The organism is Sphingopyxis sp. JAI128, assembly GCF_014207235.1.
Taxonomy (GTDB): domain Bacteria; phylum Pseudomonadota; class Alphaproteobacteria; order Sphingomonadales; family Sphingomonadaceae; genus Sphingopyxis.
In genome coordinates, this window is record NZ_JACHDA010000003.1 from 576,229 (window position 1) to 602,359 (window position 26,131).

24 protein-coding genes and 1 tRNA gene are annotated in these 26,131 nt (G+C 66.6%); 14 read left to right on the forward strand and 11 right to left on the reverse strand.

The genetic code is table 11. From position 1 onward, the window contains the following. The 6 genes from HDC35_RS10175 to HDC35_RS10200 all read left to right on the forward strand — a co-directional run bounded on the left by HDC35_RS10175 (nucleotide 1) and on the right by HDC35_RS10200 (nucleotide 7,969). Nucleotides 1-1,203 carry a hypothetical protein gene (locus tag HDC35_RS10175; protein WP_184646265.1) on the forward strand — a complete coding sequence of 401 codons (1,203 nt, stop codon included), beginning with the start codon at nucleotides 1-3 and terminating at the stop codon, nucleotides 1,201-1,203. Beyond that, nucleotides 1,203-3,680 (forward strand): nitrite reductase large subunit NirB, encoded by a 2,478-nt coding sequence (gene nirB, locus HDC35_RS10180; protein WP_184646267.1) that lies wholly within the window; start codon nucleotides 1,203-1,205, stop codon nucleotides 3,678-3,680. Before HDC35_RS10175 ends, nirB begins: the two co-directional genes overlap by 1 nt. Further along, nucleotides 3,677-4,018: a nitrite reductase small subunit NirD gene (gene nirD / locus HDC35_RS10185; protein ID WP_184646269.1), complete on the forward strand. Its 342-nt coding sequence runs from the start codon at nucleotides 3,677-3,679 to the stop codon at nucleotides 4,016-4,018. The genes nirB and nirD overlap by 4 nt, the downstream gene beginning before the upstream one ends. Continuing rightward, complete coding sequence (locus HDC35_RS10190) at nucleotides 4,018-6,615, forward strand: nitrate reductase (RefSeq protein WP_184646271.1); 2,598 nt, start codon at nucleotides 4,018-4,020, stop codon at nucleotides 6,613-6,615. Before nirD ends, HDC35_RS10190 begins: the two co-directional genes overlap by 1 nt. Then, on the forward strand, nucleotides 6,605-7,390 hold the full coding sequence (gene cobA, locus HDC35_RS10195) for a uroporphyrinogen-III C-methyltransferase (protein WP_184646273.1): 786 nt from the start codon (nucleotides 6,605-6,607) through the stop codon (nucleotides 7,388-7,390). Before HDC35_RS10190 ends, cobA begins: the two co-directional genes overlap by 11 nt. A gap of 195 nt (nucleotides 7,391-7,585) precedes the next feature. Further along, the gene (locus HDC35_RS10200; protein WP_184646275.1) at nucleotides 7,586-7,969 is read left to right on the forward strand and encodes a hypothetical protein; all 384 of its coding nucleotides are present in this window, start codon (nucleotides 7,586-7,588) and stop codon (nucleotides 7,967-7,969) included. Between the two features lie 62 nt (nucleotides 7,970-8,031). Here the strand turns inward: HDC35_RS10200 and HDC35_RS10205 are convergent. Further along, a tRNA-Arg gene (locus tag HDC35_RS10205) sits at nucleotides 8,032-8,108 on the reverse strand. A 107-nt stretch (nucleotides 8,109-8,215) separates the two neighbouring features. On the opposite strand from HDC35_RS10205, the gene HDC35_RS10210 reads away from it, so the two are divergent. Next, on the forward strand, nucleotides 8,216-9,277 hold the full coding sequence (locus tag HDC35_RS10210) for a YeiH family protein (protein WP_184646277.1): 1,062 nt from the start codon (nucleotides 8,216-8,218) through the stop codon (nucleotides 9,275-9,277). A gap of 31 nt (nucleotides 9,278-9,308) precedes the next feature. On the opposite strand, the gene HDC35_RS10215 is transcribed toward HDC35_RS10210, so the two are convergent. Then, complete coding sequence (locus HDC35_RS10215) at nucleotides 9,309-10,085, reverse strand: zinc-ribbon domain-containing protein (RefSeq protein WP_184646280.1); 777 nt, start codon at nucleotides 10,083-10,085, stop codon at nucleotides 9,309-9,311. A gap of 159 nt (nucleotides 10,086-10,244) precedes the next feature. On the opposite strand from HDC35_RS10215, the gene ftsE reads away from it, so the two are divergent. From ftsE to HDC35_RS10235, 4 genes are read left to right on the forward strand one after another with little or no spacing between them, the layout of a single operon-like run. Continuing rightward, a complete protein-coding gene (gene ftsE / locus HDC35_RS10220) occupies nucleotides 10,245-10,976 on the forward strand; it encodes a cell division ATP-binding protein FtsE (protein ID WP_184646282.1) in 732 nt (243 codons plus the stop codon). A 3-nt stretch (nucleotides 10,977-10,979) separates the two neighbouring features. Next, nucleotides 10,980-11,897 (forward strand): ABC transporter permease, encoded by a 918-nt coding sequence (locus HDC35_RS10225; protein ID WP_184646284.1) that lies wholly within the window; start codon nucleotides 10,980-10,982, stop codon nucleotides 11,895-11,897. Further along, nucleotides 11,894-12,424, forward strand: a complete 531-nt coding sequence (locus tag HDC35_RS10230; protein ID WP_184646286.1) for a YdcF family protein — start codon at nucleotides 11,894-11,896, stop codon at nucleotides 12,422-12,424. The genes HDC35_RS10225 and HDC35_RS10230 overlap by 4 nt, the downstream gene beginning before the upstream one ends. Nucleotides 12,425-12,435: 11 nt before the next feature. Beyond that, a complete protein-coding gene (locus HDC35_RS10235; protein ID WP_184646288.1) occupies nucleotides 12,436-13,167 on the forward strand; it encodes a 1-acyl-sn-glycerol-3-phosphate acyltransferase in 732 nt (243 codons plus the stop codon). A gap of 105 nt (nucleotides 13,168-13,272) precedes the next feature. On the opposite strand, the gene HDC35_RS10240 is transcribed toward HDC35_RS10235, so the two are convergent. Then, a complete protein-coding gene (locus HDC35_RS10240; protein WP_184646290.1) occupies nucleotides 13,273-14,187 on the reverse strand; it encodes a prephenate/arogenate dehydrogenase family protein in 915 nt (304 codons plus the stop codon). Next, nucleotides 14,187-15,302 carry a histidinol-phosphate transaminase gene (gene hisC, locus HDC35_RS10245; RefSeq protein WP_184646292.1) on the reverse strand — a complete coding sequence of 372 codons (1,116 nt, stop codon included), beginning with the start codon at nucleotides 15,300-15,302 and terminating at the stop codon, nucleotides 14,187-14,189. The genes HDC35_RS10240 and hisC overlap by 1 nt, the downstream gene beginning before the upstream one ends. A gap of 91 nt (nucleotides 15,303-15,393) precedes the next feature. On the opposite strand from hisC, the gene HDC35_RS10250 reads away from it, so the two are divergent. After that, on the forward strand, nucleotides 15,394-16,515 hold the full coding sequence (locus HDC35_RS10250) for a homoserine O-acetyltransferase (protein ID WP_184646567.1): 1,122 nt from the start codon (nucleotides 15,394-15,396) through the stop codon (nucleotides 16,513-16,515). After that, nucleotides 16,515-17,102, forward strand: coding sequence for a methionine biosynthesis protein MetW (gene metW, locus HDC35_RS10255; protein WP_184646294.1), 588 nt, complete (start codon nucleotides 16,515-16,517; stop codon nucleotides 17,100-17,102). The genes HDC35_RS10250 and metW overlap by 1 nt, the downstream gene beginning before the upstream one ends. A 56-nt stretch (nucleotides 17,103-17,158) precedes the next feature. On the opposite strand, the gene HDC35_RS10260 is transcribed toward metW, so the two are convergent. Together HDC35_RS10260 and HDC35_RS10265 are read right to left on the reverse strand one after the other, a co-directional pair. Beyond that, the gene (locus HDC35_RS10260; protein ID WP_260397647.1) at nucleotides 17,159-17,647 is read right to left on the reverse strand and encodes a DUF1993 domain-containing protein; all 489 of its coding nucleotides are present in this window, start codon (nucleotides 17,645-17,647) and stop codon (nucleotides 17,159-17,161) included. Between the two features lie 54 nt (nucleotides 17,648-17,701). Beyond that, complete coding sequence (locus HDC35_RS10265) at nucleotides 17,702-18,337, reverse strand: TetR/AcrR family transcriptional regulator (RefSeq protein ID WP_184646298.1); 636 nt, start codon at nucleotides 18,335-18,337, stop codon at nucleotides 17,702-17,704. 207 nt (nucleotides 18,338-18,544) lie between these two features. Here HDC35_RS10265 and HDC35_RS10270 point away from each other — a divergent pair, with 207 nt between their 5' ends. Continuing rightward, the gene (locus HDC35_RS10270) at nucleotides 18,545-20,926 is read left to right on the forward strand and encodes a TonB-dependent receptor (protein WP_184646300.1); all 2,382 of its coding nucleotides are present in this window, start codon (nucleotides 18,545-18,547) and stop codon (nucleotides 20,924-20,926) included. Between the two features lie 259 nt (nucleotides 20,927-21,185). On the opposite strand, the gene HDC35_RS10275 is transcribed toward HDC35_RS10270, so the two are convergent. Genes HDC35_RS10275 through hemC form a run of 5 tightly spaced genes read right to left on the reverse strand, consistent with a single transcriptional unit; the run spans nucleotide 21,186 to nucleotide 26,116 of the window. Continuing rightward, nucleotides 21,186-22,307 (reverse strand): CaiB/BaiF CoA-transferase family protein, encoded by a 1,122-nt coding sequence (locus HDC35_RS10275; RefSeq protein ID WP_184646302.1) that lies wholly within the window; start codon nucleotides 22,305-22,307, stop codon nucleotides 21,186-21,188. Continuing rightward, nucleotides 22,300-23,502 (reverse strand): acyl-CoA dehydrogenase, encoded by a 1,203-nt coding sequence (locus tag HDC35_RS10280; RefSeq protein WP_184646305.1) that lies wholly within the window; start codon nucleotides 23,500-23,502, stop codon nucleotides 22,300-22,302. The genes HDC35_RS10275 and HDC35_RS10280 overlap by 8 nt, the downstream gene beginning before the upstream one ends. Before the next feature lie 46 nt (nucleotides 23,503-23,548). After that, nucleotides 23,549-24,463, reverse strand: a complete 915-nt coding sequence (locus HDC35_RS10285) for a mitofilin family membrane protein (protein ID WP_184646307.1) — start codon at nucleotides 24,461-24,463, stop codon at nucleotides 23,549-23,551. A gap of 19 nt (nucleotides 24,464-24,482) precedes the next feature. Further along, nucleotides 24,483-25,172: a uroporphyrinogen-III synthase gene (locus HDC35_RS10290; protein WP_184646309.1), complete on the reverse strand. Its 690-nt coding sequence runs from the start codon at nucleotides 25,170-25,172 to the stop codon at nucleotides 24,483-24,485. Further along, on the reverse strand, nucleotides 25,169-26,116 hold the full coding sequence (gene hemC, locus HDC35_RS10295) for a hydroxymethylbilane synthase (RefSeq protein WP_184646311.1): 948 nt from the start codon (nucleotides 26,114-26,116) through the stop codon (nucleotides 25,169-25,171). Before hemC ends, HDC35_RS10290 begins: the two co-directional genes overlap by 4 nt. Nucleotides 26,117-26,131: the final 15 nt, after the last annotated feature.

Genomic DNA, 26,131 nt, shown 5'->3' on the forward strand with positions numbered 1-26,131 from the left:
ATGAACCGCACGCTCATCCTCCTGCTGGCGCTCGCGCCGGCCGGGGCCGCTCACGCCGAGGACATCGTCCTGACGCCGATCGGCGAAGCCCGCCTCCGCTATGAACTGGTCGATCAGGACGGCCTGTCCGCCAACGCCGATGCCCTGACCCTGCGCCTGCGCGCCGGGGTCGAGGCAAAGGCGGGAGGATGGTCGGCGCTGGTCGAAAGCCAGGGCAATCTGGCGATCGTCGATCATTATTTCGACGGGCTGGACGGCGCGGCGACCCGCCCGCTGGTCGCCGATCCCCAGAATATCGCCCTCGCCCGCGCGCAGATCCGGTACAGCCAGCCCGCCTTCGCGATCACCGCCGGACGCCAGCGCCTGGGCTTCGACGATGAGCGCTTTGTCGGCGGCGTCGGCTTTCGCCAGAATGGGCAGAGCTTCGATGCTGTGCGCGCCGAAATCACACCGGCCAAGGGCGTGAAGGCCGACCTCGCCTATGTGTGGAGTGTCCGCACCATCTGGGGCATCGACGGCGGCGGCGCCCGGCAACAGGCGGTGTCGGGCGACAATGTCTTCGGCAACCTCAGTATCGAAACCCCCGTGGGAAAGCTGGCCACTTTCGCTTATCTCGTCGATCAGGACGAGGCGGCGGTACAGGCTTTCCGCCTGTCGAGCCAAAGCTATGGCGTCCGCCTGCAGGGATCGCCCTCGCTCGGCACCGCAAAGCTCGCCTATCAGTTAAGCTATGCGCGGCAGTCGGACTGGCATCGCAATCCCAATGATTACAGCGCCGACTATTATCTCGCCGACGTTGCGGCCGATTTCGGCGGGCCGCGTCTGGGGGTGGGTTATGAGGTGCTGGGTGCCAGTGACGGCACCGCGCTTACCAGCTTTCAAACGCCGCTCGCCACCGGCTTCAAATTTCAGGGTTGGGCCGATAAATTCCTTGTCACCCCGCCCGATGGCGTGCGCGACCTTTATGCGAGTGCGGGCTGGGGCTGGAAGGCGGTGGGACCGCTGAAAGCCCTGACCTTGCAAGCGATTTACCATGATTTCCGCAGCGATCGCGCTTCGCGATCCTATGGCGACGAGATCGACCTTCTGGCGAGCGCGAAGCTGGGCCAGGTCGCCGCTTCGGCGCGCTACGCCCATTATCGCGCCAAAGGTTTCGCCACCAACACCGACAAGCTTTGGCTGCAACTCGATTGGACGCTTTGATGGAACATAGTCCCCTCTCGCCGGAGGCCGATACCCGCGACCATCTGGTCGTCATCGGCAACGGCATGGCCGGATGCCGTGCGGTCGAGGAACTGCTCGCGCGCGATCCCGCCCGGTATCGCGTGACGATTTTCGGCGCTGAACCGCGCGTCAATTACAACCGCATCATGCTCTCTCCCGTCCTGGCGGGAGAGAAATGTTTCGACGACATCGTCATCAACGATGCCGATTGGTACAACGCCAATGGCATCGCGCTCGTCGCGGGCGATCCGGTGGTCGCGATCGACCGCACCGCCAGGACCGTGACGACGCGCGGCGGGCTGACCGAATCCTATGACCGGCTGCTGATCGCCACCGGGTCCGATCCCTTCATCATCCCCGTGCCGGGCAAGGATTTACCCGGCGTGATCGCTTTTCGCGACATGGACGATGTCGACACGATGCTCGCCGCGGCCGATGCCGGCGGCGACGCGGTGGTGATCGGCGGCGGGTTGCTGGGACTGGAGGCCGCGCACGGCCTATCGCTGCGCGGCATGAAGGTCACGGTGCTCCACCTGATGCCGACGCTGATGGAACGCCAGCTCGACGAAGCGGCAGGCTGGCTGCTCAAGAACGCGCTCGAAGAGCGCGGACAGACGATTCTGACCGGCGCCGACACCGCCGAGATCGTCGGTGACGGCAAGGTCGAGGGGGTGAAGCTGAAAGACGGCACGCTGATCCCCGCCAGCCTCGTCGTCATGGCGGTGGGCATCCGCCCCTCGGTCGTGCTCGCCCGCGACGCGGGCCTCGCGGTCGGACGCGGCATTCAGGTCGACGACCATATGGTCACCAGCGATCCGCATATTCTGGCAGTCGGCGAATGCGTCGAACATGATGGGCAGGTTTACGGGCTCGTCGCGCCGCTGTGGGACATGTGTCGCAGCCTTGCCGACGGGCTGGTCGAACAACCAAGCGGCTATCGCGGCTCGGTCACCTCGACCAAGCTCAAGGTCTCCGGCATCGACGTTTTTTCGGCGGGCGATTTTTCGGGCGGCGACGGGTGCGAGGACATTGTCCTGCGCGACGCGAGCCGCGGCGTCTACAAGCGCGTCATCGTCAAGGACGACCGCATCGTCGGCGCGGTGCTCTATGGCGATACCGCCGATGGCAGCTGGTATTTCGACCTGCTGAAAAAGCAGGAGGATGTGTCGCAGCTTCGCGACCTCTTGATCTTTGGCCAGGCCTTCGCCGCGGGAGGCGGCGCGGCGGACCCTAAGGCCGCCGTTGCGGCGCTTTCCGATGATGCGGAAATCTGCGGCTGCAACGGCGTTACCAAGGGCCAGGTCGTCTCGTGCATCGCCAAGGGCGCGCACAGCCTCGACGCGGTGCGCGGCAGCTGCAAGGCGTCGGCCAGTTGCGGCTCGTGCACCGGCCTCGTCGAAAATATCCTGGCGCTGACGCTCGGCGACGATGTGCAGGCAGGGCCCAAGACGATGTGCAAATGCACCAGCTTCGGTCACGACGATGTCCGCCGCGAAATCGTCGCGCAGGGCATGCGCTCGATCCCCGAGGTGATGCAGAAGCTGCATTGGACCACCCCCGACGGCTGTTCTTCCTGCCGTCCCGCACTCAATTACTATCTGCTCTGCGCGCTGCCCGGCGAATATGTTGACGACCAGCAAAGCCGCTTCGTCAACGAACGGCTGCACGCCAACATCCAGAAGGACGGCACTTATTCGGTCGTCCCGCGCATGTGGGGCGGGCTCACCAATCCGACCGAGCTGCGCGCGATCGCCGACGTCGTCGAGAAATATAATGCCCCGATGGTCAAGGTGACCGGCGGTCAGCGGCTCGACATCTTCGGGATCAAGAAGGAGGATCTGCCTGCGGTCTGGGCCGACCTCAATGCCGCGGGCATGGTGTCGGGCCACGCCTATGGCAAGGCACTACGCACGGTGAAAACCTGCGTCGGGTCCGAATGGTGCCGCTTCGGCACGCAGGATTCGACCGGGCTCGGCGTCAAGCTCGAACGGATGAGCTGGGGCAGCTGGATGCCGCACAAGTTCAAGATCGCCGTGTCGGGCTGCCCGCGCAATTGTGCCGAGGCGACGATCAAGGACTTCGGCGTCGTCTGCGTCGACAGCGGTTACGAGCTGCACGTCGGCGGCAATGGCGGCATCCACGTCCGCGCCACCGACCTGCTCTGCAAGGTCGCGACCGAGCAGGAGGCGATGGATTATTGCGCCGCCTTCATCCAGCTCTACCGCGAGGAAGCGCGCTATCTTGAACGCACCGCGCCATGGATCGAGCGCGTCGGGCTTGAGCATATCAAGGCACGCATCGTCGATGATGCGCCCGGCCGCGAGGCGCTGCGCGCACGCTTCCTCTTTTCACAGAGCTTCAGTCAGGACGACCCCTGGGCGCAGCGCGCCGAAGGCGCCGAGGCCGAGCATCATGCGCCGATGGCGCGCTTTACTCCGCAAAAGGAAATCGCATGACCACAGCAGAATGGCTCGACATCGGCTGGATCGACCAGATTCCCGTGCGCGGCAGCCGCACCGTTCAGGTCGCGGGCGGCGACGACATCGCCGTCTTCCGCACCGCCGAGGGCAAGGTCTTCGCGCTCCTCGACCGCTGTCCGCACAAGCATGGCCGCCTCAGCCAGGGCATAGTCCACGGCGGCGCGGTCGCCTGTCCGCTGCACAATTGGCGGATCAGCCTGTCGACCGGCGAGGCGCTCGGCGAGGACAAGGGCTGCACGCCGACGGTGCCGGTCAAGATCGACGGTGGGCGCGTGCTGATATGCCGGGCGAGCACGTTGAAGGCCGCGGCCTGATGGCCGATGCAGTCCGCACCACCTGCGCCTATTGCGGCGTCGGCTGCGGCATCCGTGCGACGGTGACGGGCGCGCGGAGCGTCGAGATCGCGGGCGACCCCGACCATCCCGCCAACCGCGGCCGCCTCTGCTCGAAGGGCACGCATCTTGGTGAGACGGTCGGGCTCGAGGGCCGCCTCCTGCATCCGATGATCGGCGCCAAGCGCGCAAGTTGGGACAAGGCACTCGACCTCGTCGCCAAGCGCTTCAAGGACACGATCGCGCGTCACGGCCCCGGCAGCGTCGCCTTCTATGTCTCGGGACAATTGCTCACCGAGGATTATTATGTCGCGAACAAGCTGATGAAGGGTTTTATCGGCACCGCGAACATCGACACCAATTCGCGCCTCTGCATGTCGAGCGCGGTTGCAGGGCATATGCGGGCGTTCGGCGAAGACATCGTCCCCGCCACCTATGACGATCTCGACGCCGCCGACCTGATCATCCTGGTCGGGTCGAACACCGCCTGGTGCCACCCGATCATCTACCAACGCATCCGCGCGCGCTGTGAGGCCGGCGCGAAGCTCGTCGTCATCGACCCGCGCCGCACCGAAACCGCCGAAGAGGCGGATCTGCATCTGGCCATCCGTCCCGGCAGCGACGTCGCGCTGATGGCTGGCCTGCTCCAGCATTGCCGCGACGCCGGTATTGTCGACGAGGATTATCTAGCCGCGCATGTCGCCGTTCCGGCGGATTTCTGGGACCAGCCTGGAGAGGGGAATGACCTGTGGTCAGTGGCGCGCATTTGCGATGTCCCCGCCGCCGACCTCAGGCATTTCTACGAGCTGTTTGCCTCCCATCCGCGCACCGTCACACTGTTTAGCCAGGGTATCAACCAGTCGACAGCGGGCACCGATCAGGTCAACGCGATCACCAACCTCCACCTCGCGACGGGCCGCATCGGCAAGCCGGGCGCCGCCCCCTTCTCGATCACCGGCCAGCCCAATGCGATGGGCGGGCGCGAGGTCGGCGGGCTCGCGTCCACGCTCGCCGCGCATATGGATTTCGCGCCCGAGAACCGCGCGCGCGTGCAACGTTTCTGGGCGTCGCCGACGATGGCCGAAAAGCCGGGGCTGAAGGCGGTAGACCTGTTCCGCGCCATGGGCGAAGGCCGGATCAAGGCGCTGTGGGTGATGGCGACCAACCCGGCCGTATCGATGCCCGATGCCAACGCCGTGCGCGACGCGCTGAAAACATGCCCCTTCCTTGTCGTCAGCGACGTCATCGAAAAGACCGACACCGGCGCCTTCGCACATGTCCGCCTGCCCGCCGCGGCGTGGGGCGAGAAGGACGGCACCGTTACCAACAGCGACCGCACGATCAGTCGCCAGCGCGCGCTCTTCCCGCTCCCCGGCGAGGCGATGCCCGACTGGTGGATCGTCAAGGAAGTCGGGCGGCGGATGGGCTGGAAGACCGCCTTTTCCTATGATCGCCCGGCCGACATCTGGCGCGAACATTGCCGCCTGTCGAATTACGACAATGACGGCGCGCGGCTCTTCGCGCTGCCCGGCGCGGCGCTCGGCGGCAACGCCGCCTATGACGCAATGGAACCCTTTCGCTGGGGCGGCGAGCACCCCTTCGCCGGCGGCCGCTTTTCGACCGAGGACGGCCGCGCGCGGCTGGTTCCGGTGGCGCAGAAGCCGCTGCCCGAACCGCTCGCCAAATGGCCGCTGACGCTCAACAGCGGCCGCTACCGCGACCAGTGGCACAGTATGACGCGCACCGGCCTCGCCCCCAAACTCGCGCGCCATCGCGAGGAGCCGCTCGTCGAGGTCCACCCCGACGACGGCGCGCGCCTCGGCCTGACCGACGGCGGGCTTGCGCGCGTCGATACGCCGCAGGGCGACAGCCTCTATCGCGTCGCCTTCCACCGCGGTCAGCGCCCCGGAGAATTGTTCGTCCCGATCCACTGGACCGACCGCACGGCGAGCGGCGGCCGCACCGGGCTCCTCCCCCGCCCGCTCGTCGATCCCGTCTCCGGCCAGCCGGGTTTCAAGCGCACCCCGGCGTCGATCGCCGCAGTCACCCCCAAATGGCGCGGCTTTCTGCTTCTCGCGCGCGAACTGCCCGAAACGCCGCGCTGCCTCTGGGCGACGCGCGTCGCGGTGCCGGCGGGCGTGATGTGGGAGATCGCGGGCAACGACGACTGCCGATCGATCGAAACCTTGCTCCCGAAGGGCGAGCGCATCGAGGCGCAGGATTCGGCGCGCGGCACGCGGCGGGTCGCCATCGTAGCGAACGGCCGTCTCGCGGGTGCGCTTTTCGTGACCGAAAGCGGTGAATTGCCGCCGCGCGACTGGCTGATCGCCCAGCTTTCGGCCCCCGACGTCGCCCCCACTCTGCTCGCCGGCCGCGCGCCCGGCCTACAGGCCGACCGCGGCCCGATCATCTGCGTCTGCTTCGATATCGGGCTCAAGACGATCGTCGCCGCGATCCGCGATCAGAGCCTCACGGACGTGGCCGCGATCGGCGGTGCCATCGGTGCGGGCACCAACTGCGGCTCGTGCCGTCCTGCGCTCGCGCGCATCCTGACCGAGGAGACCAGCCATGCAGCCTGACGATTTTGCGCCCGGCACCGTCTGGCTCGTCGGCGCCGGCCCCGGCGATCCCGAACTGCTCACCCTGAAGGCGGTGCGGCTGATCGAGCGCGCGGACATCGTCTTCCACGACGCGCTCGTCGGCACGGGAGTCCTTGCCCTGATTCCCCATCGGGCCGAGCGCGTCAGTGTAGGCAAAAGGTCAGGCCGCCATTCGAAGGATCAGCGCGCGATCGATGCCTTGCTTGTCGAGGCGGCCGCCGCCGGCAAACGCGTCCTCCGGCTAAAGGGAGGCGACCCGTCGATTTTCGGCCGATCGGCGGAGGAGTTGGCGGCGCTGCGCGACGCGGGTTTTCGCGTTCGCATCTGCCCCGGCATTACGACCGCCTGCGCCGCGGCCGCTTCCGCGGGCATCTCGCTTTCGCTGCGCGGCGTGGCGCGCGACGTCCGCTTCGTCACTGCGCACAGCAAGCGCGGCGCGGCGCTCGACGTCGACTGGACTTCGCTCGCCCATGGTGGCTCGACGCTCGCCTTCTACATGGGGCGCGGCGCGGCCGGGGCAATCATGCGCGGCCTGATGCGCGCCGGCATGGCCGGTGCCACGCCCGTCATGATCGCTTGCCATGTCAGCGCCCCCGACGAGCGTCGGCTTGCGACGCGGCTCGACCTGCTCGATTTGGCGACCGGCGCGTTCGCAGCCGACGCGCCAACGCTGATTCTGGTCGGATCGGCGGTTGCAGCCGCCGATGTCGCGCCTGCCGCCCTAAACAAGATCGCGCGATACCCGCATGATTAGCCAAGGCAACCGCATCGGCGGCAAGGAGCCGCCATTCTGTCCGGCTCTTGCGGATCCGGCGCTTGCCGATCCGCCGGATTTGGCGTGCGCCCTATGTTGATCGGCTTGCTTGCCGGGCGGTTTGCGCCCGCTGGGCCGCCCAGCGCCGGACGGCGCATCGACGTCGCTGCCCCTCATCCGGACCGGACCCATACAGTGCTGCGGTCGATCGCGGACAAGATTTCAGAGCATGGGGACGGCGCGCTGACGGATGAAGAGAGGCTGATCTGGAACACGGCGCTGGTGATATCGATCATGGCCGGTAGCGACCGGATGACGATGCCCCCCGCCGCCGAAATCCTCAGTTGGGGATCGGCACGGGCGGGTTTTCGCGAAATGCGCCTGCCGGTCCTGGCCGAGATCGTCCGGATGATCGTGCTCGAACTCGTTTTTCGCGCGGATCGGGCTGACGGAAACGGGGCCGCCGACGAGGCCTCTCTCCTCAGGCTCGCCGAATTGAAACGCCGATTTCAGGAAATCGACGCCGACATCGACCTCCCGCTCCAGCTTGGCCGGATGATCGACCGGCTTTACAGGTGACCGCTGCGCGAGCGCGCTACGCGGTCGGTCGCCGGTCGGGTTCACTGCAGAGAGCAGGAGTATGGCGCACCCGAAGGGATTCGAACCCCTGGCCTCTGCCTTCGGAGGGCAGCGCTCTATCCAGCTGAGCTACGGGTGCTGATAGAGGGGGCCCTCTAGCAAGCCCTTGCCCCGCCAGCAATGGGCTATCGACCGTCGCGCACGGATATGCAAAGCGGTGCCGACGCGCGGGCGGAGGGAACCGAAATGACGCCGATCGAACAAAGATGGCCGATGGCCGCCGACCTGTACGGCGAAATGCAGCTCGAAGCGCATCCGCCCGCGCGACGGCGCGCGCGCGACTATCTGCCCGGCGCGCTCGTCACCGCCATCGCCGCGCTCGCCGCGGCGTGGCTCGCCGATCATTATGCGGCGCCGATCGTCCTGATGGGTTTGCTGATCGGCCTCGCCCTGTCGTTCCTGTCGCAGGACCAGCGCACCCATGCCGGGCTCGATCTGATGTCACAGACCGCGCTGCGCATCGGCATCGTGCTCGTCGGCGCGCGGATCACCGCCGAACAATTGGCCGAATTGGGGCCGCTGCCCTTTGCGCTGCTCGTCCTCATCATGCTTGCAGTCATCGTCGTGACCGTCGCCAGCGCACGGCTGTTCGCGCAGGACCGTCACGCCGCGCTGCTCGCCGGCGGCGCGACCGCGATCTGCGGCGCGTCGGCGGCGCTTGCGCTTTATTCACTGATCGGCGACCGGCGTGTCGACCAAGCGCGCTTCACGCTGACGCTCGTCGGCATCACCGTTGCCAGCGCGCTCGCGATGACGCTCTATCCGGTCCTCGCGGCGCAGTTCGGGCTGACCGATGCGCAGGCGGGCTTCCTGATCGGCGCGTCGATCCATGACGTCGCGCAGGCGATCGGCGGCGGCTTTTCCTTTTCACCGCAAGCCGGCGAGGTCGCGACGATCGTCAAGCTGACGCGCGTCGCGCTGCTCGCGCCGATGCTGATGCTCGTCGCGCTCTGGCTTGGGCGGAGCGGCGAGCGTGACGGCAAGCCGCGCATCCCGCTACGCCTGCCCTGGTTCATCCTCGGCTTTCTCGCCGTTGCCGCGGCCAACTCGCTGATCGCGATTCCCCGGCAGGCGCAGGAGGCTGCCGCTGGCGGCGCGCAGGCGCTACTGCTGCTCGCGATCGTCGCCACCGCGATGAAGGCGCGGCTGCACCTGCTGCTCGATCAGGGTTGGCGCAGTTTCGCGCCGATCATTGTCGCGACGCTGACCAGCTTTCTGCTTTCCTTCGCCGCCGCGCTCAGCCTGTAACGCCGCGACGCCAAGCCCTAGATCAGGAATATCACCCTTTCGGGAGGGCCCAGCTGACGGTCAGCTGCGTCGCCCGGCGCGGGATGTCGAGCTTCGCCTCGCTGAAATTGACCTTTTCGTTGGGCGGCAGCATCCGCACCGGCGGCTTGATCGTCCAGCTATAGACGATCGTGCCTTGCGCATCGCGCAATTCGGCAAGGATCGGCGGAACGCGCTGTTCGCGGTCGGTCGGGTTGATGATGACGCCCGACGCGGCGAAATAGATCGTGCCGTCGGCCAGCTCGCGATGGTCCTGGTTGGGCGGCAGTTCGATGACAAGGTCGGGTTCGGCGGTCGTGCCGGGCAGGCCCAGCCCCTGCGCCCAGCCGGGCAACCCGAAATAGACGAGGCCCGCGGTCGCACCGATCATCAACACCGCGGCAGCCGCGGCGATCGCCGTCCAGCGCTTCGCCGGATTGCGGCGCGGGCGGCGGAACGGCAGCGGGGCTTCCTCGTCCGCCGGAACAACGCGCGGCGCGGGTTCGGCAGCAAAGCTTCGCGGCGCATGCGCAGGAGTCGGCGCGGGGTCGGGACGATCGGAATAGGCGGTGGCGGGCCGCGGCGGCGCTTCGGGCGCGGAGGCCGCAGGGGTTGCGCCCGGTTCGGGCGCGGGCGGCGCAGGCGCGGCGAAGCTGTCCGCCGGCGCGTTTGCGGGCTCCTGAAACCAGCTATGCCGGCAATTGGCACAGCGCACCGTGCGACCCGTCGGGCCGATCGCCGTATCGGGAACGACGTAGCGTGTATGGCAGGACGGGCAGGCGAGGATCATGGGGTTCCTCTAAACACGCTGATTCGCGGTGTTGCAAGCCTTGCGTCGCACTCCCGGCTTGTCCTCTGTGGACAGCCGTGCGACAGGCTGCGGAATGAGCGGACCAGCGCCCCTGTTCCTTGCCCCGACACAGGCGCACGATCGCGCGCGCGCGACGCCATGACCGATGCGGCTCCCGTGCGGCCCGGCGGCGCCATGGTCGAATTCGACGGCGTCGGGCTGCGGTACGGCCCCGATGCCGAAGTGCTCAGCGATATCAGCTTCAACCTGCAGCCGGGCAGCTTCTATTTCCTCACCGGCGCATCGGGCGCGGGCAAGACGTCGCTTTTGAAGATGCTCTATCTCGCGCAGCGGCCGAGCCGCGGCATCGTGCGCCTGTTCGGCGAAGATCTGGTCGCAATGCCCCGCCACCGCCTGCCCGGCTTTCGCCGCCGCATCGGCGTCGTGTTCCAGGACTTCCGCCTGATCCCGCATCTGTCGGCGCGCGATAATATCGCGTTGCCCTTGCGCGTCGCGGGCGTCGGCGAAGAGGATCTGTCGGGGCCGGTCGGCGAAATGCTGAGTTGGATCGGGCTGGGCGATCGCGCCGACGCGCGCCCGGCGACGCTGTCGGGCGGCGAGCAACAACGCGTCGCGATCGCGCGCGCGGTGATTGCCCGCCCGCAACTGCTGGTCGCCGACGAACCGACGGGTAACGTCGATCCCGACATGGCGATGCGGCTACTCGGTCTGTTCGAGGCGCTGAACCGCCTCGGGACCACCGTCGTCGTCGCGACCCACGACATCCACCTGATCAGCCGGATCGAAAACGCCCAGATGATGCGGCTGGAAAAGGGGCGCCTGTCCGACCCGACCGGCGCGCTGCGCTATCCGCCGGCGAACCGGGCCTGACCGATGATCATCCCGCGCGTCCCGGTCCAGCATCGCCGCCTGCTTCCCGATCGCCGCCTGTCGGGCCCGACACCGTGGGTGATCGCGATCCTGATGATGCTGACCCTGCTGGCGGCCGCCGCCGGCGTGGGCCTCGCGCGCTCGGCCAATGCGATCGGGAGCGCGATCGCAGGGCGCGTCACGGTGCAGATCGTCACCGCCAATCCCGTCACGCGCGCGCAGCAGGCCGCGTCGTTGCGCCGCGCGGCCGCCGCGCAGCCCTTCGTCCGCTCCGCGCGCTCGGTCGAACAGGAGGAGCTCCGGGCGACGCTCGGTCAATGGTTCGGCAGCGAAGGAAGCGGCGAGGGCGGCGACGACCCGGTGCTGAAATCGCTTCCGCTGCCCGCGCTCGTCGATATCGATTTCGTGGGCGAGGACCGCAGCGGCCATATACGCGACTTGCGGGCGCTCGTGGCGCGCGAGGCGCCCGGTGCGCGCGTCATCCCGCATGCCGAATGGCTCGGCCCGGTCGCGCGGCTGATCCGTTCGCTCGCCTGGATCGCAGGCGGCATGGTCGTGCTGATGACGCTCGCCAGTGCGGCGGTGGTGATCATGACCGCGCGCGCCGCGCTCGCCACCCATTATCCGACGATCGAGATGCTCCACCTGATCGGCGCGACCGACCGCCAGATTACGCGGCTGTTCCAGCGCCGCATCGCGATCGATACCGCTTATGGCATCGCGCTCGGCAGCGCTGTCGCCGCGGCAATCCTGCTGCTGATCGGCTGGCAATGGTCGGGGGTCACCGCGGGGCTCGCGACGACCGCGTCGCTCGGTCCCGCAGGCTGGGTGCTATTGCTGGCGCTGCCGCTATTGGCTATCGCGCTCGCAGCCCTGACCGCGCGCCAGACCCTGCTCGCGGCGCTCAAGAAGATTCTATGATCAAGCGCCTGTTCTCCCTGTTGTTCCTGGCCTGGGTGCTCGGCTTCGCATGGTTTGCGCTGCTGTTGCCTTTACCTGCAGGCGCGCAAAAGACCGACGCGATCGTCGTGCTTACCGGCGGGCCCGGCCGCATCGACCGCGCGCTCGAGCGGCTCGAGGCGGGCGACGCCAAGCGCCTGCTCATCAGCGGCGTCGCGCGCGAGGTGAAGCCGCGCGAACTCGCCGCCGAATACAAGCGTCCGGTGTCGCTTTTCGACTGCTGCATCGCACTGGGGTTCGAGGCCGAGGATACGCGCTCGAACGCGACTGAGGTCGCAACCTGGGCGCAGCGGCGCAAATATAAGAGCATCCGGCTGGTCACCACCGACTGGCACATGCGCCGCGCCGAATATGAAATCGGCCGCGCGGTCGGCGACGCGGTGACGATCCTGCCCGACGCCGTGCGCAGCCAGCCCAATTTCGCGACATTGTTCCGCGAATATCATAAATATCTCGCGGGGCTGGCGGGCGGCCTCCTCGGCCTTTAAGAAGCGCGCCGATGCGCTACACCGTCGCCCTTATCCGCTCGATCCTCTTCTGGCTGCTGTTCGTCCTGATGAGCAGCGTCAGTTCGATCGGTGCGGTGATTTCGCTGCCCGTTTCGCATAAGGCGACGATCTGGTTCGTGCGTATCTGGGCGCAGTTCCACCGGCTGATCTGTCGCTTCGTGCTCGGCCAGCGGATCGTCGTCGAGGGCGATATGCCCGACATGCCCGTCCTCTATGTCTTCAAGCATGAGGGCGCGTTCGAGACGATCGAGCAGCCGGGGCTGTTCAAGCATCCGGCCGTCTTTGCGAAAGAACAGCTCTTCAATATCCCTGTCTGGGGACAGGCAGCGCATTTCTATGGCCTGATTCCCGTCGATCGCGACGGCGGCGGCAAGGCGATGCGCGCAATGCTGAACGCCGCGAAGGCTGCGCTTGCCAAAAACCGGCCGCTGGTATTGTTCGCCGAAGGGACGCGCATCCCGCACGGGCTGGCCCCCCCACTGCGCTCGGGCTTTGCCGGCATCTACCGCCTGCTCGGCGTGCCGGTGATCCCCGTCGCGGTGAACAGCGGGATCGCCTATCCGCCGCGCCGCTGGGTTAAATGGCCCGGCACGATCACCTATAAGGTCGGCGAAACCATCCCCGCGGGTCTGCCGCGCGAAGAAGCCGAAGAGCGCGTCTGGCGCGCGATCAACGCGCTGAACCCGCCCGAGGCGTTGCTGGAAGGCTACACCGCCGCCTAATTCCCGTTCGTGTCGAGCGAATTCGAGACACGTGAAGGCTTGGGCTGTGCAGGCGTATCTCGACTTCGCTCGATACGATCGGAGGTTGGAGTTGATTCGGGTGGACTAATGCTTGCGCCCGAAATCGGGCGCCGCGTCATCCTGACCCTGTTCGATGATCGAGCGACGGATCGCGCGCGTGCGCGTGAACCAGTCTTCGAGCTTGGCACCGTCGCCGCGCCGGATCGCCTGCTGGAGCGCCGTCAGATCCTCGTTGAAGCGTTGCAAGGTTGCTAGCACCGCATCCTTGTTGGCGAGGAAAACGTCGCGCCACATCACCGGATCGCTCGCCGCGATACGCGTGAAATCGCGGAAACCCCCCGCCGAATATTTGATCACCTCGCTCTCGGTGACCTCTTCGAGTTCGCTCGCGGTGCCGACGATCGTATAGGCGATAAGGTGCGGCAGGTGACTCGTCACCGCCAGCACCATGTCGTGGTGGGCCGCATCCATCGTCTCGACCCGCGCGCCGAGTGCCTGCCAGAAGCCCGTCACTGCCGCCACCGCTTCGCCCGGCGCACCCGCGCCGGGAGTGACGATGCACCAGCGGCCGTCGAACAGGGTCGCAAAACCCGCGGCGGGTCCGCTATTCTCCGTCCCCGCGACCGGATGCGCGGGAATGACGATATGATCGGGCAGCGTCTTTGCCAGCGCCTCGGCGACGCCCGCCTTCGATGAACCGACGTCCGAGATGATCGCGCCGGCCTTCAATCCCGGCGCGATCGCTGCGGCCGCGTCGGCCATGCGCCCGACCGGAACTGCAAGGATGACGAGGTCGGCGTCGGCCACGGCCGCGGCTGCATCGTCGGCAATCGTTTCGCAAAGCCCGAGTTCGCGCGCGAGCGTGCGCACCTCGGCGCTGGCATCGTGGCCGGTGACCGCCACGTGCGGCAGCCGTTCTTCGACCGCGCGTGCGATCGAAGAGCCGATCAGGCCCAGCCCGACGACCGCGACGCGATCGACGCTCGACGCTTTTGGCATCAGCCGTTCAGCGCCGCGCGGATCGCCGCCGCGAGCCCGCGCGTCTCATCCTCGGTGCCGATCGTCATGCGCAGCGCATTCGGCAGCCCCTGCCCGGGCAGCCAGCGGACGATATAGCCCGCGTCCATCAGCCGGTTATAGACGGTCTCGGCGCTCGTATCGCCCTCGAACAGCACGAGCAGGAAATTGCACGCCGACGGAATGACGCGCACGCCATGGTTGCCGAGGCTTTCGAGTTCGCCCGCGAGCCACGCGCGCCACTTCGCATTATGGTCGCGGCTGTGCGCGACGAACTCCGCATCGCCGAGCGCCGCGACCGCCGCGGCCTGCCCCGCGCGCGTGACATTGAACGGCAGGCGAATGCGGTGCAGCGCCGAAATCACTTCGGCCGCAGCATAGCCCCAGCCGATGCGCTCGGCGGCCAGCCCGTGAATCTTCGAAAAGGTGCGTGTGACGAACACGTTCGGCTGCGTCTTGGCGAGTTCGAGCCCGCCATCGTCCTCGGCTTCCGAGAGATATTCGGAATAGGCCTGGTCGATCACGAACAGCACATTCTTGGGCAGCCCGGCATAGAGCCGCGCGACCTCTTCGCATGTCGCGAGCGTGCCCGTCGGGTTATTGGGGTTGGCGAGATAGACGACGCGCGTCTTGTCGGTCACCGCTGCGAGCAGCGCATCGACGTCGGTCGCATAATCCTTGTCGTCGGCCTCGACCGGCACCGCGCCGACGCGCCGCGCCGCGATCTCGTAGACCGCAAAGCCGTACCGCACATAGAGGATCTCGTCGCCCGCCCCCGCATAGGTCCCCGCCGCGAGATGGAGCAATTCGTCCGAGCCGTTGCCGCAGATGATCCGCGCCGGGTCGAGGTCGAACTTGGCCGCGATCGCAGCGCGCAGTTGGGTCGAGCCCGGATCGGGATAGCGCGACAGCGCATCGGCCGCAGCCTGCACGGCAGCGAATGCCGCGCGCGCCTTTTCGCCCGTACCGAGCGGATTTTCATTCGCGCTGAGCTTGATCAGCGGGCGCCCGTCGGCACCTGCGGACTTGCCGGGAACATAGGGAGCGATGCCGCCGATCCACGGCTTGGGCGTAAGGGTCTGGGTCGCTTTGGTCATGCCGCGCCGTTTAACGGCTGTGCGCCCCAAGTCCAGCACCTAGTCCAGCACGTTGACACGCCCCGCCGGGCCGCTTAGCCCCGCGCGCATCATGGCGAGCCTGCTCCACCAGATTCAGCATCAAGGCGTGACGATTAACGCGCCGCTGCCGCTCGACAGCGGACAGGTGCTGCCATCGGTGACGATCGCGTGGCAAAGCTATGGCACGCTCAACGCCGACAGGTCGAACGCGGTGCTGATCTGCCATGCGCTCACCGGCGACCAATATGTCGCGAGCGACCATCCCGCGACCGGCAAGCCGGGCTGGTGGGCGCGCATGGTCGGCCCCGGCAAGCCGATCGACACCGACCGCTTCCACGTCATCTGCGCCAATGTGCTGGGCAGCTGCATGGGAACGAGCGGCCCGGCGACCCCCGATGCAGCGACGGGCGCTCCGCTCGGCATGGCCTTTCCCGTCATCACCATCACCGACATGGTGCGCGCGCAGGCGATGCTGCTCGATCATCTCGGTATTTCGCGCCTGCACGCCGTCGTTGGCGGGTCGATGGGGGGAATGCAGACGCTCGCCTGGGCCGCGACCTATCCCGAGCGGCTTGCCTCGGCGCTCGTGATCGCGAGCGCGGCGCGCCACTCGGCGCAGAATATCGCGTTCCACGAGGTGGGGCGGCAGGCGATCATGGCCGACCCGGACTGGCAGGACGGCCAATATTATGGCAGCGCGCGCGCCCCGACCAAGGGCCTCGCGGTCGCGCGCATGGCGGCGCACATAACCTATCTCTCCGAGGAAGGGCTGACCGAGAAGTTCGGCCGCCGGCTGCAGGCGCGCGACATCAAGAGTTTCGGTTTCGATGCCGATTTCCAGGTCGAATCCTATCTGCGGCATCAGGGGCTGGCCTTCACCGACCGCTTCGACGCCAACGCCTACCTTTATATCACGCGCGCAATGGACTATTTCGACCTCGCCGACCCGCACGACGGGCGCCTCGCGGGCGCGTTCGCGACGGCGAAGGACGTGCGCTTCACGCTCGTCAGCTTCGATACCGACTGGCTCTATCCGACCTCCGAATCGCGCCGGATCGTCCAGGCGCTGCAAAGCGTCGGTGCCGCGGCGAGCTTCGTCGAGCTGTCGGCGCCCTTCGGCCACGACAGCTTCCTTCTCGACGTCCCCGCGCTCGACCGCCTCGTCGCCGGCGCGCTCGGATCGGGTTTCTGATGGCGCTGCGCCCCGACCTCGCGATCATCGCCGACGCTCTGCCGTCATCGGCGCGTGTGCTCGATGTCGGCTGCGGCGACGGCGAGTTGATGGTTGCACTGCGGGGCAAGGGGGTCGACGCGCGCGGGCTCGAAATCGACCCCGCGAACGTCACCGCAGCGATCGCGCGCGGCCAGTCGGTGGTGCAGGGCGACGCGAACCGCGACCTTGCCGACTATCCCGACGACGCCTTCGACTATGCGATCCTGTCGCAGACGCTGCAGACGACCGAGCGACCCGACCGCGTCGTCGACGAACTGCTGCGCATCGCGCCGCGCGCCTTCGTCAGCTTTCCCAATTTCGCCCACTGGCGCATCCGCCTTGCGCTCTTGTGGGGCGGGCGCATGCCGGTGACGCGGCTGCTGCCGGTCGCGTGGTACGAAACGCCGAATATCCACCATGTCACGGTCAGCGACTTTCGCGACCTCGTCCGCGACAGGGGCATCCGGGTCGAGCGCGTCTGGCACCTGTCGGGCGACAAGCCGGCCAGCGACGCCGCCGCCAGCTGGCGGGCCGAACATGCGATCTTCCTGATCGCGCGCGGCTGAGTCCCGAAGTCGCAGGCGACAGGGACGGGAGCGACGGGAGCGTAGCGGATCCGCGGCTAGTCCGCGGCCGGTACCTTGTGGCGGGCCATATGCGGCATGAAATCCATCTTGCCGATGGCGAGCCCCGCATCGCGCAGCAAGGCATAGGCCATCGTCACGTGAAAATAGAAGTTCGGCATTATCCAGTCGCGAACATCTTCTTCGGAAGACATCACAAAGCGCACGCCATTTGGCAATGTCAGATCGACCGTTGCTTCGGCGTCGGCCCATCGCTCAGGGTCGGCCTGATCAACCAGCGCGCGGACCGCGGCAATCCGCTGACGAATCTCTGCAAGCGAGGTATATGTGGTTTCTTCGAGCGGGACCGCCGTACCACCCACTTGATTGAGGGCCAGAAGCACTTGATTCAAAGCGACGCGGAACTGAAGCTCGAGCGGGAACATATCCTCGGTCAGTTTTGCGGCAAGCACATCGTCCGGCATCTTGGCATCGACCGCCTTGCCGACAAGATGCTCGAGCGTGCCGAGCATGTTGGCAAAAGTCATTCGCGCTGATTGAGCGTAAGGCATCGCATATCCCTGTAATTGGCGGCCGGGCCTTCAATCCTTCTTTTTCAGGCCATTGGCCAGCATGTCATTCGCGATCCGGGCAATTTCGGAAATGTCGCTCTCGGTGTCCCACAGACCGTAGCGCATCCCCAGAAACACATTCATGCCGCCGATCGCCCAGGCGTGGATCTCGCCGACGTCGGCGCGGATTTCGCCGCGCCCTGCGCCCGCCTCCAGGCGCTGCCGGATGCGCTCGACGGTCGTTTCATAGTGGCGGCGATAGCTGGCGTAATCGACGAATTCGGCCTCGTCGATGATGCGGTAAATCTCCTTATGCTCGCGCACGAAGCCCAGATAGGATTCGAGTCCGATGCGTTCGGCGCTGATCTCGTCGGGCGCCGCCTGCACCAGCGGCGTGACATGGTCGCGCAACTGTTCGCTCATGTAGCGGACGAGCGCCTGGAAGATCTCCTCCTTTGAATCGAAATAGGTGTAGAAGCTGCCGAGCGCGGTGCCGGCGCGGCGCGTAATCGCGCTGATCGATGCATCGTGAAAGCCGCGCTCGCCGAATTCGACCGCCGCCGCGTCGAGCAGCTTGCGAAGCGTCCGGCGGCCGCGCTCGGTGCGCGGCGTCTTGTCGCGCGCATCGCTTCCCGCATTTCCTGTCGCGACTGGCGGTTGGTCCATGGCTGCCTTCGTCTCCCCTCCGTCGCTGCCCCCACCCTGCATCGTGGCTTTTCGGCACCACAGGCAAGCAAAAAACGACAAATGCATATTCCAAGTTGAAACTTGGTTCATGTTTCATTATTGGACGCAGCGCGGCTTGGCAAGCACCGGCCCAAAGAAAAGCAGAACCAGGGTGGCGTGGGGTCACCCGAGACATGGGAGACTCATATGCGTCCTTTCGCCCCCCGGCTGCGTCGCGCGGTCCTTGCCACCAGCGCCCTTTCGATGATCGCCTTCACGCCCGCAGCCTTTGCGCAGGACGCCGGCGCCAACGATGCAAATGATGACGAGATTATCGTGACGGCACGCCGCCGCGACGAACGACTGCTCGATGTTCCGGTCGCGGTCACCGCGATTTCGGGCGACGCGCTCGAAGCGCGGGGCGCGCTCGATCTGACCGATGTCGCGAACATCACCCCCAATACGACGCTCGAGACCTCGCGCGGGACCAATTCGACGCTCAGCGCCTTCATCCGCGGCGTCGGCCAGCAGGATCCCGTCCCGGGTTTCGAGGCGGGTGTCGGCATCTATCTCGGCGATGTCTATCTGAACCGTCCTCAGGCGGCGGTCCTCGACATTTACGATGTCGAGCGGATCGAGGTGCTGCGCGGCCCGCAGGGGACGCTCTATGGCCGCAACACGATCGGCGGGGCGGTCAAATATGTCACCAAGTCGCTGCCGCAGGATTTCAGCCTGAAGGCGCGCGCGACCTATGGCACCTACGACCAGGCCGAAGGCGTGCTGACGGTGAGCGCGCCGATCGGCGACATGCTGCGCGTGGGCGGTTCGCTCGCGCGACTGTCGCGCGGCGGGTTCGGCGACAATCTGAACATCCCCGGCGTCGAAAATTACAACAAGGACGTCTGGGGGAGCCGCGGCACGATCGAATTTGGGGGCTATGACGCGCCCGTCCTCATCCGCCTGTCGGGCGACTATACGCGCGACAAGTCGGATCCGCGTAACGGCCACCGCCTGATCCCCGGCCTGCTGTCGGGCGCGCCCGTCCTCGACGATGTCTATGACACGCGCGCCGGACTTAACGCGCCGAAGCAGGATGTCGAAGCATGGGGCCTCGCGCTCAACGTCACCGCCGAGCTCAGCGACAATCTGACGCTCCGCTCGATCAGCGCCTGGCGCAAGGACGACAGCTTCACGCCGATCGATTTCGACGCGCTGCCCGCGGTCGATGTCGACGTGCCCGCCGTCTATCGCAACGAACAGCTGAGCCAGGAATTCCAGCTCCTTTATGAAAGCGACCGGGTGCACGGCCTCGTGGGCTTCTATTATCTCGACGCGCGCGCCTATACCAAGTTCGACGTGATCCTTGCCGAAACCGGCCCGCTGCTGCCGACTCCGGTTCCCGTCGCGCTCGGTTTCGGCCAAAAAACGATCGGCGACGTACGCACCGATAGCTGGTCGGTGTTCGGCGACGTCACCTTCGACGTGACCGACCGGCTGCACCTGTCGGTCGGCGGGCGCTATACCGTCGACAATCGCGACAGCTATATCTTCAAGACCAACCAGATCCTCGGCGCCGATCCCGAATTCGGCGGCGAGAGCGTCCCGATCGGCGCGCCGATCACCGATTTCGACGGCAAGGCGCGCTTCAAGAAATTCACCCCGCGCGCTTCGGTGTCGTTCGACGTCCACGACGACCTGATGATCTATGCTTCCTATTCAAAGGGCTTCAAGGGCGGCGGTTTCGACCCGCGCGGCAGCGCGAACGTCCGCGCGATCGATATCAACAACGACGGTATCTTCGCCTATGACGAGATCTACAATTTCTTCCTGTTCGAACCCGAAACGGTCGACAGCTACGAAGCCGGGATCAAGGGCGCGTCGGCGAATGGAGACGTCAATTTCGCGCTGACGGGATTCTACGCCGATTACAAGAATGTCCAGATTCCGGGCTCGGTCGGCATCGACGCGAATAACGACGGCGTTTTCGAAGGCTTTTCGGGCGTTACCACCAACGCCGCCTCGGCAACTTTCAAGGGCCTGGAGCTCGAAACCTCGGCACGCTTCGCGCATGATTTCGCAGGCGCGGGGTCGCGCATGACCTTTTCCGGCACGCTCGGCTATATCGATGCGCAATATGACGAGTTTATCGGCAACCTCGGCACCGACGTGTCGGATATCACCGATATCCAGAACACGCCGACCTGGACCGCATCGGGCACGCTCGGCGCGCTGGTTCCCATGGGCGACGGCGACCTCAACCTGTCGACCACCGTCTCCTATCGGAGCAAGACGCAGCAGTTCGAATATCCCAGCCCCTATCTCGACCAGAAGGGCTATGCGCTGTGGGACGCCAGCCTCGTCTATAATTTCGCCGGCGACCGCTATTCGATCGGCCTCCATGCAAAGAATATCCTCGACAAACAATATAAGACGTCGGGCTATCAGTTCCTTCTGACCAGCCCGACCACGGGCCTGCCGCTTGCGGCACCGAACGGGAATCCGATCCCGTCGCTTGGCCGCGAAGGCATCGCGACCGCCTTCTACGGAAACCCGCGCCAGCTATTCGTGACCGGCACGGTCAAATTCTGACCGGGCGGTTTGTAAAAAGGGGGCAAGGGGCGCTAGCGACGGCGCCCCTTTTCTTTGGCGACGCAACGTCCGTTTTGGGGTGGGGAGGGGGACCGCGCCGCAGGGCGTGGTGGAGGGCCCGCAGCGTCGCGCCATTTGCCCCTCCGTCAGCGCTTCGCGCTGCCACCTCCCCATGCCTGCGGCACGGGGAGGATCTTATGACAACTATCGGTCAATAGCTGCCCTGCGTGCACCGGCAGCAACCGGTCGGAACCCGGAGTCAATCGCCTAGCGCCGGCGCGCCTGTCGATGCCACCATGCGCTCGCCATCGATCACGATCGGACTTGCGACCCCGTCGATGGACGCGCCCTCGGGCCGGAAACGCATGCCGCGTGCGATAACCTGCGGGTCGGAAAACACCTGCGCCAGATCGTTGATCGGCCCCGCCGGCACCCCCGCCGCCTCGAGCGCGAGCGACAGGGGCTGCGCGTTCCACGCCGCGATCTTTGCGGCGAGCAGCGGGATCAGTTCGGCGCGGTTCGCAAGCCGCGCGGCATTGTTGACGAAACGCGGATCGTCGGCCCATTCGGGCACGCCCAATGTCGCGCAGAGCTTTCGATATTGCCCGTCGTTGCCGACCGCGATCACGAGCTGGCCGTCGGCGGTCGCAAAGACCTGATAAGGCACGACATTGACGTGTGCATTGCCCATCCGTTTCGGCGCAACCCCGCTCGCGAGGTAATTGGCCGCCTGGTTGGCGAGTACCGCGACCTGCGAATCGAGCAGCGCCATGTCGACATGCGCGCCCACACCGGTGGCGTCACGACGTCGCAACGCAGCCAGGATCGCAACCGCCGAATACATGCCGGTAAAGATGTCGGCATAGGCGATCCCCGCCTTTTGCGGCGCCCCGTCGGGCTCACCGGTGAGCGACATGAAGCCGCTCATCGCTTGCACGATATAATCGTAGCCCGCCCGGTGCGCGTAAGGCCCGGTCTGGCCGAAACCGGTGATCGAGCAGACGACGAGCTGCGGGAAATCTGCGCAGAGTCTTGCCGGATCGAGCCCATATTTGACGAGGCCGCCGACCTTGTAATTTTCGATGACGACATCGGCATTGGCAAGCAATGCCTGCACCTCCGCCTGCCCCTCGGCACGCGCGATATCGATTGCCACGCTCCGCTTGCCGCGATTGCAGCTATGATAATAGGCCGCGCCAAGATTCTCGCCGTTGGCTCCGGTGACGAAGGGCGGGCCCCATTCGCGCGTATCGTCGCCCGTACCCGGCCGTTCGACCTTGATCACCTCGGCACCGAGATCGGCGAGCAACTGCCCGCACCAGGGGCCAGCGAGCACCCGCGCCAGCTCGACGACGCGGATGCCCTCAAGCGGTTTAGGCAAAGGCCGAAATGCCCGTGATCGCACGGCCGAGGATCAGCGCGTGGACATCGTGCGTGCCTTCATAGGTGTTCACCGTCTCAAGGTTCACCGCGTGGCGGATGACATGATAATCGGCTGAAATGCCGTTGCCGCCGTGCATGTCGCGCGCAACGCGGGCGATATCGAGCGCCTTGCCGCAATTGTTGCGCTTCAGGAGGCTGATCGCATCGGGAACAAGCCGCCCCTCGTCGATCAGCCGGCCGACGCGCAGCGCCGCCTGGAGCCCGAGCGCGATTTCAGTGAGCATGTTGGCGAGCTTCAATTGCACGATCTGGTTTGCCGCGAGCGGGCGTCCGAACTGCTTGCGCTCTCCGGTGTAATTGCGCGCCGCTTCGTAGCAGAATTCGGCCGCGCCCATCGCGCCCCAGCCGATGCCGTAGCGCGCGCGGTTGAGGCAGCCGAACGGCCCCTTGAGCCCCGAGACATGCGGCAGCAGCGCATCTTCGCCAACCTCGACCCCGTCCATGACGATTTCGCCGGTGACCGAGGCGCGCAGACTCACCTTGCCCTCGATCTTCGGCGCCGACAGGCCCTTCATGCCCTTTTCGAGCAGGAACCCGCGGATCGCGCCGTCATGCGCTTCGGACTTCGCCCATACGACGAACACATCGGCGATCGGCGAATTGGTGATCCACATTTTCGCGCCCTTCAGGCGATATCCGCCCTCGATCCTTTCGGCGCGCGTGCGCATGCCGCCGGGGTCGCTCCCGGCATCGGGTTCGGTGAGGCCGAAGCAGCCGACGAGGTCGCCCGAGGTCAGTCCGGGGAGATATTTGCGCTTCTGCTCCTCGCTGCCATAGGCGTTGATCGGGTGGATCACCAGGCTGCTCTGCACCGAACAGGCCGAACGATATCCCGAATCGATGCGTTCGACTTCACGCGCGATCAGGCCGTAGCTGACGTAGTTCAGTCCAGCGCCGCCATATTCGGGGTCGATCGTCGCGCCAAGCAGGCCGAGCTGGCCCATTTCGGACATGATCTCGCGGTCGAACCGTTCGTCGAGAAACGCCGACGTCACGCGCGGCAGCAAAGCGTCGGTCGCGTAGGATCGCGCCGTGTCGCGCACCATCCGCTCCTCGTCGCTCAGTTCGGCGTCGAGCTGGAGGGGATCGAGCGGATCGAGCGCTTCGATGCGTTGCGGGTCGGCGAGGGCCATGGAACGGGCTTCCTTAAAAGGGCGGGCAGCCCTTACGGAATGCGCGCTACGAGGTCGGTTCGGCCGTTTTGCGGGCCATTGCGGCAGCGGGACTGTCGCGCGGTTCCAATATCGCCGCGGTCTCGATCAGGTCAAGCGCGCGCCGCGCTTCATGATAGCGCCGCGCATCGATCAGCCAGTCGGTCGCCGCCGCCGCCCCGGGCATGGCTTCGACCTCGGCAATCGCCTTGTCGGCCTGGCCCCCGGCAAGATAGCGCCGCGCGCGTTCGAGCCGTTCGGACGCGCGCGGCGACTGGGTCCCCGCGGCGCGCACGACGAACAATTCACCGAGTTCGCGGCGAAGCCCGGTCCACAGGCTGCCGTTACTGTCGCCGCCGCGCCCGACCAGCTGCGGTGCCAGCGTATCGAGTTCGGCACGCAATTGTTCGAGCGTCACCGGCTCGCGCGACGTGTCGATGATCGTTTTCACCGCATTGGGCTGGTCGTCGCCGAAACGCAGACGGAGTTGCGCATCGAGATAGCCCAGCGACAAACCGCGATCGAGCGCGCGGCGCACAGCAAAGGCGACGAGCAGCCCCTCGGCGCGCGACGCATTGCCAGAGGCCGATTCGGCTTCGAGGGTGATGCGCGACAGCCGCTGTTCGAGTTCGGCGACGCGCGCGGCGAGCGCGTTGGCGCCGTCGATCGGCGCCACGACCAGCGGCTGGCCGGCGGCGGGGGCTTTTACCGCGCCGCTGGCGACCACGACCGGGGCCGTTGCGCCGCCGGGCGATTCGATCATTTTCGTGACCGGGACGCTGTCATTTCCCGTCAGCCAGCGATTAACCGCCCAGCCGCCCCCGACGACCCCGATCAGGAGCAGGAGGAAAGCGCCAAGGGCGAGTGCGCGAAACGATAGTCCCCGCGCAGGAACCGCCTCGTCCTTCGCGGGCAAGGAGGTGTCGATGCTGTCGATTGCCATGTTTCTCTTTCGAACGACCCTATTTGGGGACCTTGTGCCACAAAGCATGCGCTTGTGCCAACATTGCACCGTCGTCGGGCTGTCCCGCGATGACGAGATCGCCCCAGCCGTCGCCTGCGGCGGCTGCCACCTTGGCACTGATCGCGACGAGCGCCAGGTGATCGCGGGCCGCGCCGGCGAGCTCGGAAACATAAGCGGCGGCGCGCACCGAATGCGCAAGCAGCACCGCCGGCCCGGCGATCAGTTGCGCCCATTCGGCGGGCGGCGCAATCCGGTCGACGGCATAGCAGGGCAGCGGTGTAATCGCGGCGGTGCGGGCGTCGAATTCGGAGCGGTCGCGCCCGCAAAGCCATAATATCCGGCGGATATTTCGTGACGCCATGTCATCAAGAAGCTGCTGCGCGTCAGCGGCACCGACTTTGTCCACCGTCAGCCCCGCGGCGTCCGCGGCGTTCGCGGTCGCCGCGCCCACGGCATGGACAGGGAGCGACGCCAGCGACGCGAGCGCCGGGCCGGCAAGGCGCGGCGCCGATGCGCTGGTCAGCAGCAATGCATCGAACTCGCTCGCCGCAGGAATCGTCCAATCGAGCGGCCGCGCGGCGAAAAGCGGGAGTGAGCGCGCGTCGAATCCCATCGCGCGGGCGCGCGCGACGGTCGCGCCATTGCCCGGTTCGGGCCGCGTAACGATCAGCGGCGCGCCGGTTCTCATGCCGCGAACAGGCGCCGGACACTGTCGGGCGCGGCAGCAAGCAAGCGCCGCGCCAGCGCCCCCGCCGCGTCGGGGCCGTCGACGATGATATGTCCCACACCATGGTCGGCGCCATCGTCCGAGAAAATTTCGGCGGCGAGGCGCAGGCTCCCATCCGCCTGCCAACTTGCATGCGCCGCCACGGGCGACCGGCAGTCGCCGCCCAGCGCTGCAAGGAATGCGCGCTCCGCCGCGACCGCCCGGTGCGTCGGTTCATGGTCGATCGCCGCGAGCAAGGTGCGGGCCGGACCGTCGTCGGCGCGGCATTCGATCCCGATCGCCCCTTGCGACGCGGCGGGAAGCAGCATGTGGGCCGGCTGCACCGATCCGACGTCATGCATCCCGAGCCGGTCGAGCCCCGCCGCCGCGAGCAAGGTGGCATCGGCGTCGGCATCCGCAATCTTGGCGAGCCGCGTCGCGACATTGCCGCGCAGCAGCACAGTCTCGAGATCGGGACGGATCCGCTTCACCTGCGCGGCGCGGCGGGGGCTGCTGGTCCCGAGCCGCGCGCCGTGCGGCAGGTCGGCGATCATTGTCGCGGCAATCCCTTCGCGCACGACCAGCCGGTCGCGCGGGTCGGCGCGCTCGAGCATCGCGCCGAGAAAAAAGCGCGGGTCGCGCAGCGTCTCGACGTCCTTCAGCGAATGGACGGCGATATCGATCCGTCCCGAATCGAGCGCGGCGTCGAGCTCGCGCGTCCACAATGCCTTCCCACCGACTTCGGCGAGCGCGCGATCCTGAATCTTGTCACCCGTCGCGGTCATGGGCACGATTTCGAGCGCCGCCATGTCGATGCCATGGCTGGCAATCAGCGCCGCCGCCGCCATATGGGCCTGGGCCATCGCCAACGGCGAGGCCCTTGTGCCGATACGCAACGGGTTTTCGGGGGTAGGAATGCCATTCATCCCGATGCTGCTAGC

Coding starts and splice junctions, on each gene's coding strand:
- HDC35_RS10175 (WP_184646265.1), top strand. CDS start 1: ATGAACCGCACGCTCATCCTCCTGCTGGCGCTCGCGCCGGCCGGGGCC.
- nirB (WP_184646267.1), top strand. CDS start 1,203: ATGGAACATAGTCCCCTCTCGCCGGAGGCCGATACCCGCGACCATCTG.
- nirD (WP_184646269.1), top strand. CDS start 3,677: ATGACCACAGCAGAATGGCTCGACATCGGCTGGATCGACCAGATTCCC.
- HDC35_RS10190 (WP_184646271.1), top strand. CDS start 4,018: ATGGCCGATGCAGTCCGCACCACCTGCGCCTATTGCGGCGTCGGCTGC.
- cobA (WP_184646273.1), top strand. CDS start 6,605: ATGCAGCCTGACGATTTTGCGCCCGGCACCGTCTGGCTCGTCGGCGCC.
- HDC35_RS10210 (WP_184646277.1), top strand. CDS start 8,216: ATGACGCCGATCGAACAAAGATGGCCGATGGCCGCCGACCTGTACGGC.
- HDC35_RS10215 (WP_184646280.1), bottom strand. CDS start 10,085: ATGATCCTCGCCTGCCCGTCCTGCCATACACGCTACGTCGTTCCCGAT.
- ftsE (WP_184646282.1), top strand. CDS start 10,245: ATGACCGATGCGGCTCCCGTGCGGCCCGGCGGCGCCATGGTCGAATTC.
- HDC35_RS10225 (WP_184646284.1), top strand. CDS start 10,980: ATGATCATCCCGCGCGTCCCGGTCCAGCATCGCCGCCTGCTTCCCGAT.
- HDC35_RS10230 (WP_184646286.1), top strand. CDS start 11,894: ATGATCAAGCGCCTGTTCTCCCTGTTGTTCCTGGCCTGGGTGCTCGGC.
- HDC35_RS10235 (WP_184646288.1), top strand. CDS start 12,436: ATGCGCTACACCGTCGCCCTTATCCGCTCGATCCTCTTCTGGCTGCTG.
- HDC35_RS10240 (WP_184646290.1), bottom strand. CDS start 14,187: ATGCCAAAAGCGTCGAGCGTCGATCGCGTCGCGGTCGTCGGGCTGGGC.
- hisC (WP_184646292.1), bottom strand. CDS start 15,302: ATGACCAAAGCGACCCAGACCCTTACGCCCAAGCCGTGGATCGGCGGC.
- HDC35_RS10250 (WP_184646567.1), top strand. CDS start 15,394: ATGGCGAGCCTGCTCCACCAGATTCAGCATCAAGGCGTGACGATTAAC.
- metW (WP_184646294.1), top strand. CDS start 16,515: ATGGCGCTGCGCCCCGACCTCGCGATCATCGCCGACGCTCTGCCGTCA.
- HDC35_RS10260 (WP_260397647.1), bottom strand. CDS start 17,647: ATGACTTTTGCCAACATGCTCGGCACGCTCGAGCATCTTGTCGGCAAG.
- HDC35_RS10265 (WP_184646298.1), bottom strand. CDS start 18,337: ATGGACCAACCGCCAGTCGCGACAGGAAATGCGGGAAGCGATGCGCGC.
- HDC35_RS10270 (WP_184646300.1), top strand. CDS start 18,545: ATGCGTCCTTTCGCCCCCCGGCTGCGTCGCGCGGTCCTTGCCACCAGC.
- HDC35_RS10280 (WP_184646305.1), bottom strand. CDS start 23,502: ATGGCCCTCGCCGACCCGCAACGCATCGAAGCGCTCGATCCGCTCGAT.
- HDC35_RS10285 (WP_184646307.1), bottom strand. CDS start 24,463: ATGGCAATCGACAGCATCGACACCTCCTTGCCCGCGAAGGACGAGGCG.
- HDC35_RS10290 (WP_184646309.1), bottom strand. CDS start 25,172: ATGAGAACCGGCGCGCCGCTGATCGTTACGCGGCCCGAACCGGGCAAT.
- hemC (WP_184646311.1), bottom strand. CDS start 26,116: ATGAATGGCATTCCTACCCCCGAAAACCCGTTGCGTATCGGCACAAGG.